The sequence below is a fragment of the Paenibacillus sp. 8b26 genome (assembly GCF_050626875.1).
Classification (GTDB): domain Bacteria; phylum Bacillota; class Bacilli; order Paenibacillales; family Paenibacillaceae; genus Paenibacillus.
This window is the reverse complement of the sequence record NZ_CP192445.1, coordinates 4,732,342-4,745,267: the sequence shown is the minus strand read 5'-3', so window position 1 is coordinate 4,745,267 and position 12,926 is coordinate 4,732,342. Positions and strand designations below refer to the sequence as shown.

The following is a 12,926-nucleotide window of genomic DNA, read 5'->3' as shown; positions in this document are numbered from 1 at the left end:
TCCTATTCACCTTTCTTTCATAGTCGTCCTGCCATTATTGCAGCAGGGACGACACATCATTATCCGGTAGTTCATGATTAGACTTGTAAGGATACCCGGCTTGATAAGAAACAAACTGCATCTGTACATGGGTCACCTGCGGAAACCGCGCCAGTAGTAGATTTTTTGCCCGATCAGCAATTTCCTGCGCTTCTTGCACCGTAATCCGGGGATTTACACTAATGGTTACATTCACAGTTATAAAATGACCTGCTTCCTGCGCATGCAGATGCTCAACTGTTACGATACCATGCACCCGCTGAATCGTCTCCATAAAGCGTTGTGAGTCTTCCTCACGCAGAGGTTGTTCAGGAGCCGGATAGGCAGTATTCAGTACCATCAGATATCCTTTACGCAACACCAGACAGGCTACCAGCAACGCAGCGGTCGGGTCAAGATATAATAATGCAGGCCACTCCATCGCTTCGCCTGTCATTGCCCCAATCATGCCGATCAAAGCAATCAACGACGCATAAAGCGAATACCGTTCATGATTAGCGTACAAATCTGCTTCAGCCTTATGGCCATGTTTAATGGAGTAGCGGTATTGAAACTGAAACAGCGACTCTCTCAGTACCAAAGCAGTGAAAGCGGTAATTAGTGCATACAGACCTGGAGCCTGCGGATCTGGACTGCTTAAAGAACGAACAGCCGATATGCCCAACTGAAGACCACTCATTAGCACCAATATAGCCAGTACCACCGATATGACAGTCCGGACTTTTTCACCGTTCCGCAACCGTGCCAGTATACCATGCTCTGCTGCACCTTTGGAGAACAAAAGCTCCTGCAAACGGGAAGCACTATCCGCAGCCGTGTGCAGCGCATCCCCCATCAACGCCTTGCTGTTTGCCGCATAACCGACGGTTCCCTTTAGAACAGCCAGTGCAAGATTACCTATAATCCCGCTCCACGCCGCAGTTTCCAATGATCGGCTGCGTTCGCTATTCACAACGTATCCCCCTCAATCCTGAACTGACAATTCCCCGGTAATGCTCCATTTCAAATTCTCCAAACCTTAGAAAACCGCGCCCATACAGACGCGGCTTTCTCTTTAATTCATACTGCTGATGTCAAGCGTAATTTTAAGACTTTGCAATCTTGGCCGCGCCGCCGCCAGCTGACGGAGACTTTTGTTTTCCTTTCAAGGCCACCCACAGCGGGCTGGCAATGAAAATAGAAGAATAAGCACCAAACAGCAAGCCGATAACCATCGCAAGCGAGAACATACGAATCGACTCGCCACCAAAAATGAACAAGCACAAGGAGGCAACAAACACAGTAAACACCGTTGCAAGTGAACGAGTCATCGTCTGTGCGATACTGTGATCAACCACCTGCTCCAAATCGTCCCTGGACTTCTTCTTCGCAAATCGTAAATTTTCCCGAATGCGGTCAAAAATAACGACGGTGTCATTGATGGAGAAGCCGACAATCGTCAGAATTGCTGTAATAAAGGTCAAATCCACCTCAAGTCGGAAGATCGAGAAAATACTGATAACGAGAAATGCATCATGCAACAGCGAAACAATGGCTGCGATGGCAAACCGCCATTCAAACCGGATCGAGATATAAGCAGCAATGGCTACACAGGCTAACAAAATCGCCCATATTGCATTTCGCTCCAGCTCTTGCGCCATTTCCGTATCTACCGTATTAACCTCAAAGGAAGCCTTCGGATCAAGCTCTTTATTGAAAGATGTTTTAAAATCATTCACTTGCTGATCCGTCAATACCTGCGAAAAGCGAATACCAAAGCGCTCTTTACCCGGCGTATAATCCACCTCTTTGCCGATACCCTTCTTGTCCAGCAAAGTTTGAATCTGTTCCTGTGTAACTGCTTTGGTCAAATTGACATCCACATTGGAACCGGAACGGAAATCAACACCGTAATTCAAACCGAAAATCGACAAGCTCAAAATACCAAGCAGCGTGATAATAATCGAGAACGTGTAAAACCACTTGCTCATCTTGATATATTTAAAGTCCCAATTAAAGCGCACTGATATCACTCTCCTTCACACCAAAATACTTGGGCTTCTTCACAGCATCCGCTTTAACCAGCAGATTGAGCAAGAAACGGGAGAAGAAGATATTCGTCAAAATACTGGTGACAATATCAACGATGAGCACCAGAGCGAAACCTCTAACCGAGCCTGTTCCCAGGCCGAACATAACAGCAGCCGCTATAATTGTCGTAATATTGGCATCCATTACGGTACGGAACGAGGCCTTACTACCTGCGATAACAGAAGAACGAATCGTTTTCCCTGTCTTGATTTCTTCTTTAATCCGCTCATACGTAATGATATTGGCATCGACTGCCATCCCGATCCCCAGCACGAACGCTGCGATACCCGGAAGCGTGAGTACAAACCCGCCTAAGTAGAAGATGGCAAGCACCAGCCAGGTATGAACGATGAGACAAAAGCTGGCAACCAGTCCCGGTACACGGAACATAAAAATCATAAATACCAGAATAATGATCGAACCGATCAAACCCGCATGGATCGTTTGATTGAGTGACAATTGACCCAGTGTAGCGCCTACACTCTGGGAATATTTTTCCGTCAGTTTGAGCGGAAGTGCCCCCAGGTTAATCGTATCGGCCAGCTTGTTCGCTTCATCACGAGTATAGCTACCTGTGATCGACGCACTGCCATCCGTCAGTTCTCCACGTACCGTAGGTGCAGAAAGTAATTCCTGATCCAGGAAAATAGCCAATTCTTTGTTCAGAAGTCGCTTTGTGATCTCTGCAAACTTGGCTTTGTCTTTCACTTTGATACTAATTTCAGGTTGATTTAGCTGGTCGAAGCCCACAACAGCTCCATTCTCCACAAAATCATTCCCGCGAAGCTCAACTTTGCTGTATTGTCCCGGCTTTTTGGCATCTGCCGCCGTTGCACTGCGGAACGTAAGTTCGGCAGGCTTTTTCAGCATGGAGCGAACTTCTGCTTCATTGGAGACACCCGCAAGCCGCACACGAATACGGTTACTACCCTCCGTTGTTACTTCCGGCTCAGTCGTACCGAGCGCATTAATCCGTCTCTCCAGACTTTGAGCTGTTTGTATGAGAGACTGTTTGGTTACACTCTGCCCGGCTTCCAAAGGCTGGGCTTCATATAAGATTTCAAAGCCTCCCTTTAAATCGAGGCCTAGTTTTAAACTGTTCAGCAGGCCCGGGCTTGTCCCGACCATAACACCAGTGGTTATGAGCACGACCACGATGAAACTTAGAATTCTCTTCATTCCGTCCCATGTTCCCCTTTCATTCTCAATATTCCTATTATAGCTACCCCTCAAAAAGCAGTCAATTTGAACGCAAAAAAAGACCCCCTTCTATTCGAAAGTGGAGCCCCGTAATGCGGACATTGTCAAATAGTTCATAAAGCTCGTCGCTTTAAGGGAAAGTATATCGTTAACGAGCTTGTGCAGCGGAGGAATACCCTCCTTTTCATATTTATGGCTGACGCAATTCCACACGTCCTTGCTTGTGACATGCTCATAGCCTACGAGAATCAACTCGTCCGCCTTGCTTTGACACAGCATCTCAATTGCGTCATCCCAATCCTGCTCATCCAGCTCTTCCATACCCACGATGGCCGTTCCTCCTCCCAGCGACTCCGGTTCCGCAGATCAGCAATTAGCGGGGTTATTGACTGCTTTATAGAACATTTCTGCCCTGATCCTGGAAAACCCTTCTTTTTCGTCGAAAATAGCCGTAAACCAACAATATATGCATTCATTTCGATCGTCAATAGCAGAATTCACCACTCCCCCTCTTGTTGTCCTGATCCATCTGCTTTCAGTCGGAAAAGCTTGTCATGAACATGGACAGGTCCGGCATATCTTTTACAGTAACACATAGACGCGGAATTCATTTTTGGGGAAGAGGGAGTTGCGATTGAAAAAGCAGACATTCATCCATGGAGCAATTATTTTATTAGCAGCTGGAATTATCAATCGGCTGCTGGGTTTTATTCCGCGAATCGCGCTCCCGCGTATTATCGGTCCCGAAGGAGTCGGCTTGTACCAACAGGGGTATCCCTTTTTTATCGTGCTGGTAACCCTTATTACCGGGGGCATACCGCTTGCCGTAGCCAAGCTAGTAGCCGAGTCTGAAACTGCGGGTCAACCCGAAATGTCACGGCGTATTTTGCACACCAGCCTGCGCTTCACTGTTACACTCAGCCTGCTTGCCATGGTGCTCTGTCTTCTCTTTGCGCCTTGGATTACAAGCCACCTGCTGACAGACAGCCGTGTATATTATACATTTGTCAGCATGAGTCCAATGATTGTTATTGTTGCTGTTTCCTCTGCCTACAGAGGCTATTTTCAGGGGAAACAAAATATGATTCCGTCCGCAAGCTCCTCCATTGCCGAGACTGTCATGCGCATTTTTTGCGTCATCTGGTTTGCTTACCTGCTCCTTCCGCATGGCGTGGCCTACGCTGCTGCAGGGGCGATGCTCGGTGCACTGGCGGGTGAACTCATCGGCATGATTGTGCTTCTATGGCAATACAAATGGAACCAGCGAAAAGATCATGTCCCCCTACAACCGGAGGTATCTTCACCTTCAGCAGCTCATTCCGAACAACCATCTGTGTTGTCACGACTTCTGTCTATATCGGTTCCCGTAACAGCCGGAAGACTTGTGGGGTCGTTGTCCTATTTGCTTGAATCCATTCTATGTGTGCGCAGCCTGGCCGTAGCAGGTATTGCCACCGGAGTGGCAACCGCCCAATACGGGGCCATGCAGGGTATGGTCATTCCAGTGTTATTACTACCCGGTGTTCTCACCAGTTCACTGGCTGTTTCCCTCGTCCCTTCCTTATCCGAAGCTGCTGCCAAGGGACAAATCACAGCGATTCATAAGCGATTGCATCAATCACTTCGGCTTGCTTTGGTTGCAGGAGCCCCGTTTGCTGTCATTATGTACGTATTGGCAGAGCCTCTGTGCCTGCTACTCTACAATAATGGCGACATTGCGGGCATGCTTAAGCTCATGGCTCCCTTTGCTCTTTTTATGTACATTCAGGCCCCGCTTCAGGCAGCACTTCAGGCTCTGGATCGTCCCGGAAGTGCCTTATTCAATACCTTTGTCGGAGCCGTTATCAAAATCGCGCTTATTGTCTGGCTAGCTTCCCAGCCTCAATACGGTATCTATGGAGCAGTCATTGCCATTTGTATCAACAGCGCCATAGTCACCCTTCTGCATGGCTTCAGTGTAAGCAGACTGCTTCGGTTTCGTGTGCGACTGCTTGATTTCTGGAAAACCGGTGTGGGCATGATCATCATGGCAGCTGCAGTCTTATATGCTTACAGACATCTAACGGTTTTCGATCAAATGTGGCTGCAATTTCTTTTTGCTGCAGGTTTGGGCATTATACTGTACCTTTTTCTGATGACTCTGACCAAAATGATAGACTGGGACAATCTTACCCGCATCCCTATTCTGAGAAGATGGTTTAAAGCTTAACAGTTTTAATCCGACGATTCACCGAAGGCTGGTGGCGTAATATATACATCGCCTTTATGGTTAACCGAGCACAAGAAAACATCCTTAAAATCTTTGTGCCCTTGAGCTTGGATCTGATTTTTAAGCCAAAAACGGTTCATATCCATACGCTCCAAATTTCGATCCAGCACCTTGCCATCCATAATCAGCGGAATAGGAAGACCCTCATATCTAAACTTCCCGCCGATTTTAGGCGAAGGATGGACTTTATTTTCCTGTTGATCGCTGTTTGCCAAATTCGTTTGGTCTACATTCGGTTTTTGCTTTTCAGATTCAGTATCTCCAACGTTATCATCTTTACGTATGACCGTGAGCTTACCTGTTGTTTCCAAAATAACATATTCTACATTGTCCAAGCCTTCGATATTTTGTTCCCGAAGTTGTAACAGCAGATCATCTAAATTGTAGCGTTGCTTCAGCATTTCTTCCCTGTTTATTTGTCCATTGGAGAATAATACACTGGGCTTACCATCGAACAGCAGCCGCAAGCGACGACTTTTAAGACTGAAATACGAAATGCCGATCTGCAAAATCAGCAGCACGCCCAAAGGAATCAATCCTTCATACAACGGACGTTTTATATCTTCCAAACTGAATACAGCGATTTCCGCAATCATAATGGATATCACGAGGTCAAAAACAGATAATTTTCCGATCTCCCGTTTACCCATTAAGCGCATAACCAGAAATACAATAAAGTACATGAGCAACGTTCGAAATATATGTGCAAAAATATCGTGACCCAACATGTCGCCTCCTCTCCTGTACTTGCGACAAGACATTCGCCGTTCATTGTACACGTATTCTGACCGTTCCTCATATCAACCATACAAAAAACAAAAGGTTAAATTATTGAAATAAAGACAAAGACTGCTTACGACTTGGTACTAAGCCGGGAGGCTTGGCCATAGAATGATAATAGTTCAAACCTTGGTACAGGAGGAATTATCAATGGAGCTCATTCGCCGCTGGTGTTCGTTTCGTCTGGCCCATCCCATTTTATCCGGCTTGTTTTATGCTTTTGCATGGATGCTGCTGGGCGCATTTATCCTTTCGCTACTCTTGTGGCTGACACAGATGCAGGAACAGGATTTATCGTTGTATACGTACATCGTTCATGCATTTGCCATGGTATCCGGCGGCTTCGTCGCCGGTAAAAGATCCACGAACAAAGGCTGGTATCAAGGCGGTATTACAGGCATCCTGTATGGGCTAATCGTGCTACTGGTCGGTTTTCTGGCGCTGGATGCAGGTATGAACGCCAAAGATCTTTTGCATCTGGGAATTGCCTTTATCATTGGAGCCGGGGGCGGGATGTTTGGGATTAACCTGAGCAGATAATCAAAATGTATGTGGCGAAACAACACAAAAAACCGAGCCCTTCTCAAAGGCTCGGTTTTTTGCATTGTTACTGCTAATATTCTATGACTTGGAAACAACTTCCTCGGAAGCTGTATCTTTTGCAATCGCATTGCTGATCGCGCTGCGATCAAAGGTCAGCTTCGTAACATCATTCACACGTAAAACGACCACATCGTCCGTAATCTCCACAATTGTACCATGAAGACCTCCGATCGTAATCACTTTATCACCTTTTTTCAAGGCTTGAAGCATCGTTGAACGCTGCTTCTGTTTTTTCTGATTCGGACGAATCAGCAAGAAATAGAAGATTACAAACATCAGCGCCAGTGGCCAGATCATTTGAAAAAGTCCTCCAGTTCCACCGGGTGCAGCAGCAGCTGTAGCAAAATGAAACATGTTAAATCCCCCTTTCGTATACTCTCCCCTAAAACTTAAAAGCCTTTATCATTATCATGAAGACCGTACTGCTCAAAAAATTCATCGCGGAAATCAAGCAGCCTGTCATCCATAATCGCTTGTCTGACATTACGCATCAATTGAATTAAGAAATGCAAATTATGATACGTTGTCAGTCGGAGCCCGAAGGTTTCATCCGCTTTAATCAAGTGTCGTAAGTAAGCACGTGAATAATTACGACAGGTATAGCAATCACAAGCCGGATCAAGCGGGCCAAAATCTCTTGCATATTTGGCGTTGCGAACGACAAGACGACCTTGGCTGGTCATCGTTGTCCCATTGCGAGCAATTCGTGTTGGAAGTACGCAATCAAACATATCCACACCACGGATAGCGCCTTCAATCAAGGCATCCGGAGAACCTACGCCCATCAAATAGCGTGGCTTGTTAGTGGGAAGCAGAGGAAGCGTATAATCCAGCACTTCATACATCAAATGCTTCGGTTCACCTACGCTCAGTCCACCAATAGCATACCCCGGGAAATCCATGGAAGTCAAATCCGCCGCGCTCTGCTTGCGCAGATCTTCATGCATCCCTCCCTGAACAATGGCAAACAACCCTTGATCATGAGGACGAGCATGCGCCTCCAGACAGCGCTCAGCCCAACGGCTGGTGCGTTCCAACGACTTTTTCACATACTCATATTCAGCCGGAAAAGGAGGACATTCATCAAAGGCCATCATGATATCCGAGCCGAGCGAGTTTTGAATTTCCATTGCCACTTCTGGCGAAAGAAACTTCTTATCTCCATTCAAATGAGAGCGAAAATGAACGCCCTCCTCCGTAATTTTACGCATTTCACTCAATGAAAACACTTGAAACCCGCCGCTGTCCGTTAGAATAGGACGATCCCAGTTCATAAACTTGTGCAGCCCACCCGCTTCACGAATAATATCGTGACCAGGACGAAGAAACAGATGGTACGTATTACTCAAAATAATTTGAGCATCCATTTCCTTTAGTTCCTCAGGACTCATCGTTTTAACTGTAGCTTGTGTCCCTACAGGCATAAAGGTTGGTGTTTCAATAACCCCGTGAGGAGTATGCACACGCCCGAGACGGGCTCCCGATTGCTTGCAGGTTTTAATATGTTCGTATCTTATTGCTGGTGCCATATTTTCTCTACCATCCTTAATTAATAAATGAACATTGCGTCCCCAAAGCTGAAAAACCGATATTCCTGGTCAATCGCCTCTTGGTAAGCATGCATAATATTCTCCCTGCCTGCCAGTGCACTGACCAGCATAACCAATGTGGATTTAGGCAAATGGAAATTTGTAATCATCGCATCCACTACACGGAATTCATAACCTGGATAAATAAAAATCTGCGTCCAGCCACTGCTGGCCTGTAATAATCCGTCACCGAATGTATTGCCCACCGTCTCCAGCGTCCGGCAACTGGTTGTCCCCACCGCCACGACTCTTCCGCCGCGCGCTTTGGTTTCATTCAGCACATCTGCCGTTTCCTGTGACAATGAGTAATATTCTTCATGCATCACATGCTCTTCAATCGTATCCACAGACATGGGTCTGAACGTTCCTAAACCGACGTGAAGGGTGACAAAAGCAATGGAAACACCCTTTTCTCTAATTTGATCTAGTAATTCCTCTGTAAAATGCAACCCTGCGGTTGGAGCTGCGGCGGAGCCTTCATGCCGGGCATAAACCGTCTGATAACGCTCACGGTCATCCAGTTGCTCCTTGATATACGGTGGAAGCGGCATTTGTCCAAGACGATCCAATATCTCCTGAAAAATACCTTCATATGAGAATGAGAGCACTCTTCCGCCCATATCTCCTTCTTCCTCAATGACCGCCTTCAGCTCATCACCAAAAACGATAACCGTGCCCTTTTTCAACTTCTTGCCGGGTTTTACCAATGCTTCCCATCGGTCACCCTCCAGTTGCTTGAGCAGTAACACCTCGGCCTTAGCTCCCGTGTCTTCCTTGATACCGAACAAGCGTGCAGGAATCACTCGCGTATCATTTAGCACCAGCGTATCGCCGGGTTGAAGATACTGCACAATATCTGAAAATGTATGATGACCCACTTCACCGCTATCCTTGCTCAGTGTTAGTAATCTGGAAGCACTTCGATCAAACAAAGGTGTCTGTGCAATTAATGTTTCAGGTAATTCAAAATCGTAGTCGTTTACGTTCATATATTGTCAGTCCTTAACTATATCCACGTTTTTGTAATAGTGTTGCAAAATTTTCTTGTAATCATACCCCTGATCAGCCAAACCGTTGGCTCCCCATTGTGACAATCCCAAACCGTGACCATTCCCTTTGCCTGTAAAAATAAAGCTCTGCGTTTTGTCGATGACGCGCGCATGACGATCTCCATTCATGACGATCACCCCGTTACCACTGGAAGTGCTGCTCCCTGATGCCGACAGGATTGTAGTTCCCTGTGCACCATTTACATGAGTAGTAGCCCCATCAGCGCCTAATACAGTATAACTGCCGGTACTCGCAATATCAAACAGCGTGCTCGGCAATCCGCCCATTGCTGAACGATACATATCGGGATATTTCACCTTTAAAGGCGACCCGTTCGCTTCAACCTCCAGCACTCGCCCGGACGGACCGCGTTTGGTGACATCGAGATGGTCAATAGAGGACGGTGCTGTGCCCGTTACTTTCCCTTGCAAGGATTTTACAAGCTGAGCGGCCGTAAAGGGCCCCCGTACCCATGCGTAGTCCCCGGATTGAGGTACCTTTTCCAATACAATCATCTCTTCACCGGGCTGTGCCTTGGCTACTGCTGCCACGGTTGATTGAATTTGAGGAATGGGACGCACATTGGTATTTTCAGCAGTCACTGTGACTTTGTCTAGCCCCGCTTCCGTGACTCCCTCCAGCTCCTTAACATTATCTTCTCGGATATAGCCTGTCTTTCCGCTGGAGAGAAGCACGTGATACCACTCCTGTGCTCCTTTTTGCGCCGAAATATCCCCTGAGCTATCTATACTGGCAAACGCTTCGCCGCCACTGTTCCACACCTCGGAAGCATCCGCTGTAACGCCGCCCGCATTGGACGAAAATACAGCTTCGACCACCTTGCCACCACTTTTAATCACTTCGCCAGCGGTTGCATCTACAGCCTCGCTAACATTCGCATGCTCTGAGCCTTTGCCGTTATAAGCCTGGCTTAACGTTCCATCCACCACGTTCCCGATCTGAAAACGATTGCCTTGGGCAAGCGCATAGCTGCGAGCCGCCACCGCTTGAGCCTTGAGCGCTTCAGCCGACCACGAGGAATAGACTTCAGCTCCTACCACGGAATACAAATACTGCTCCAACGGCACTTCGTTAACAAGTGTCAGTTGTCCTGACGTCATGCCAAGCTCCATGTCGCCACGATATGTACGCTGTGATCTCTCGACCACTTGAATTCCATCGCTGCCTCCGTTGACCATAACCTTGCTATTATCAGAACCACTCAGCACGTAATGAGTCATCACCTGAGAGCCTGTCGTTACTCCTGCTTCCTGCCTCACAATCAGTCCGGTTTGAGTAGCGTTGACTTTAGAGAGCATAAGTCGCGGTTGCTTGCTTTCCAGTTCTGTTTTTAAAGCGGACAACTTGCTGTCATTACTCTCTTCTCCGACCCACACAGCATATTGACCTCTCGATTGAATGACGGTAAAAGCATCAAAACCTGCGGCAGAAATCGTCGTTCGAACGAGATTAGCCTCTTGTTCGCTTCCGTAGTTTCCCGTAGACCAATGCTTGTTCCCCGTAACTTCGGCCTGTGCTCCGGTTGCAGTAGAAATACGCTGTACAGCAGCCTGCGCCGCCTGTTCACTCGCATATATTCCTGCATACACCTGATAGACAGAGCTACCGTTTTTCGAGCCAATAAAAACCATCGGTTTATCATTCGTCTTCTGCAATGCTTGAGCTGCTTTTATTGCAGCCGCTTCATTTCCTTCCAGTACCTTCACCCGATAGCTGTCTACACTAAAACGGGCCGTACTGTCTGGAAGTCCTGTCCAAGACTGAAAGCTACCCCCACTGTTTTGTCCAACACTCAGGCCCCCTGATGATTTCAAGGTTACAGCGGGTACAGTCGCTTTATATTTGCTGCCCAGATCCGCAAAGATCACTACACGAATATCCTCTTGGGCAGTAGCGGCGTGAACAGTCGGAGACCAAGGCAGGCAAACTACAGCTAATACTATAGCCGCTGTTGCCCGTTTGGCCCGACCCGCCCATGTGCCGAAAATTGTGCTTTGATTCAACGCTTTTTCACTCATTTCTAGCTCCCCCATTTCTGGCTGTCATAGCACGCATACTGCATGATTTGGCGGGAACTTGACTCACACCTGTCCCTTTTAATACATCGGCGAAATACGCCTAAACTTGAACCCGCTCAAATCTTAATTCACGCACTCTCTTTCTCCATACCATCCGTCCTGCAATGTCATATTTGTCAAAGCCGTGTAAACTAATCACAGCTACATTTTTCTCCGTAAGAGCCGCTACTGCCTATTCTCATGTGATAAAAATACACACTCCCTGCTCACCTTGAATCCGTTGGCATGGGAATTCCGAGGTGAGCATAAGCCGCTGGAGTGACCATCCGGCCCCGCGGCGTTCTTTGCAGAAGGCCGATTTGCAACAAATATGGCTCATACACGTCCTCGATCGTCTGACTTTCTTCACCAATGGTCGCTGCAATTGTATCCAATCCCACAGGCCCGCCACGAAATGAATGAATCATCGCCTTAAGCATTTTATGATCAATTTCATCCAGTCCGCGCGGATCAATTTGCAGTCTCTTCAACGCCTCTGCGGCCAGCTCCGAATGAATAATACCGTCTCCTGCAACTTGGGCAAAATCACGTACCCTTTTTAACAGCCGATTCGCAATCCGCGGTGTCCCCCGTGAACGCAATGCAATTTCCTCGGCCGCATCCCCGACAATCTCAATCTCCATAATATCTGCGTTCCTTGATACGATGTAGGCCAGCTCGTCTGTCGTATAGAACTCCAACCGACTAATGACACCAAATCGGTCACGCAACGGCGCAGAAAGCAGCCCAGCGCGCGTAGTAGCCCCGATAAGCGTAAAGGGCGGCAAATCCAGACGGACTGAACGCGCACTCGGGCCTTTACCAATCATAATGTCCAGCGCAAAATCCTCCATTGCCGGATACATGACTTCTTCCACCGTACGGTGCAGGCGATGTATCTCATCAATGAACAAAACATCGCCCTCTTGAAGATTAGTCAGCAACGCTGCTAAATCTCCGGGTCTTTCAATTGCTGGGCCTGAGGTCGTGCGTAAATTAACGCCCAGCTCGTTGGCGATAATATTGGCGAGCGTCGTTTTGCCCAATCCAGGCGGACCGTACAGCAGCACATGATCCAGCGCCTCTTTACGCATCTTGGCCGCTTCAATATATATTTTCAAATTTTCTTTCACCTGATTTTGCCCGATATATTCGTTCAGATAACGAGGGCGAAGGCTTAGCTCCGCCGTCTGGTCTTCCATCATCAAATTGGCGGAAATAATCCGGTCATCCATATTCCATCGCTCC

12 protein-coding genes are annotated in these 12,926 nt (G+C 47.5%); 2 read left to right on the top strand and 10 right to left on the bottom strand.

The window, feature by feature from the left end:
* Positions 1–34 precede the first annotated feature (34 nt).
* From ACQ4MX_RS22140 to ACQ4MX_RS22125, 4 genes are all read right to left on the bottom strand, one after another.
* Entirely contained in the window at positions 35–991 is a 957-nt protein-coding gene (locus tag ACQ4MX_RS22140) for a cation diffusion facilitator family transporter (RefSeq protein ID WP_431087320.1), read from the bottom strand.
* Between the two features lie 133 nt (positions 992–1,124).
* A complete protein-coding gene (secF, locus tag ACQ4MX_RS22135; RefSeq protein WP_431087318.1) occupies positions 1,125–2,042 on the bottom strand; it encodes a protein translocase subunit SecF in 918 nt (305 codons plus the stop codon).
* Entirely contained in the window at positions 2,032–3,288 is a 1,257-nt protein-coding gene (gene secD, locus ACQ4MX_RS22130) for a protein translocase subunit SecD (RefSeq protein WP_431087316.1), read from the bottom strand. Before secD ends, secF begins: the two co-directional genes overlap by 11 nt.
* Positions 3,289–3,378: 90 nt before the next feature.
* Positions 3,379–3,636 (bottom strand): post-transcriptional regulator, encoded by a 258-nt coding sequence (locus tag ACQ4MX_RS22125; protein WP_013311570.1) that lies wholly within the window; start codon positions 3,634–3,636, stop codon positions 3,379–3,381.
* A 307-nt stretch (positions 3,637–3,943) separates the two neighbouring features.
* Here ACQ4MX_RS22125 and spoVB point away from each other — a divergent pair, with 307 nt between their 5' ends.
* Complete coding sequence (spoVB, locus tag ACQ4MX_RS22120; RefSeq protein ID WP_431087315.1) at positions 3,944–5,518, top strand: stage V sporulation protein B; 1,575 nt, start codon at positions 3,944–3,946, stop codon at positions 5,516–5,518.
* 5 nt (positions 5,519–5,523) lie between these two features.
* Here the strand turns inward: spoVB and ACQ4MX_RS22115 are convergent, their stop codons facing one another.
* Entirely contained in the window at positions 5,524–6,303 is a 780-nt protein-coding gene (locus ACQ4MX_RS22115) for a YetF domain-containing protein (RefSeq protein ID WP_431091384.1), read from the bottom strand.
* A 205-nt stretch (positions 6,304–6,508) separates the two neighbouring features.
* On the opposite strand from ACQ4MX_RS22115, the gene ACQ4MX_RS22110 reads away from it, so the two are divergent.
* Positions 6,509–6,898: a TIGR04086 family membrane protein gene (locus ACQ4MX_RS22110; protein WP_014282978.1), complete on the top strand. Its 390-nt coding sequence runs from the start codon at positions 6,509–6,511 to the stop codon at positions 6,896–6,898.
* Positions 6,899–6,979: 81 nt separating this feature from the next.
* On the opposite strand, the gene yajC is transcribed toward ACQ4MX_RS22110, so the two are convergent.
* The 5 genes from yajC to ruvB all read right to left on the bottom strand — a co-directional run bounded on the left by yajC (position 6,980) and on the right by ruvB (position 12,913).
* Complete coding sequence (gene yajC / locus ACQ4MX_RS22105) at positions 6,980–7,315, bottom strand: preprotein translocase subunit YajC (protein ID WP_431087314.1); 336 nt, start codon at positions 7,313–7,315, stop codon at positions 6,980–6,982.
* Positions 7,316–7,350: 35 nt separating this feature from the next.
* Positions 7,351–8,490: a tRNA guanosine(34) transglycosylase Tgt gene (tgt, locus tag ACQ4MX_RS22100; RefSeq protein WP_149093679.1), complete on the bottom strand. Its 1,140-nt coding sequence runs from the start codon at positions 8,488–8,490 to the stop codon at positions 7,351–7,353.
* A 20-nt stretch (positions 8,491–8,510) separates the two neighbouring features.
* Positions 8,511–9,539, bottom strand: coding sequence for a tRNA preQ1(34) S-adenosylmethionine ribosyltransferase-isomerase QueA (gene queA / locus ACQ4MX_RS22095; RefSeq protein WP_431087313.1), 1,029 nt, complete (start codon positions 9,537–9,539; stop codon positions 8,511–8,513).
* Positions 9,540–9,545: 6 nt separating this feature from the next.
* Entirely contained in the window at positions 9,546–11,639 is a 2,094-nt protein-coding gene (locus tag ACQ4MX_RS22090) for a SpoIID/LytB domain-containing protein (RefSeq protein ID WP_431087312.1), read from the bottom strand.
* Positions 11,640–11,905: 266 nt separating this feature from the next.
* The gene (gene ruvB, locus ACQ4MX_RS22085; RefSeq protein ID WP_025681892.1) at positions 11,906–12,913 is read right to left on the bottom strand and encodes a Holliday junction branch migration DNA helicase RuvB; all 1,008 of its coding nucleotides are present in this window, start codon (positions 12,911–12,913) and stop codon (positions 11,906–11,908) included.
* Positions 12,914–12,926 lie beyond the last annotated feature (13 nt).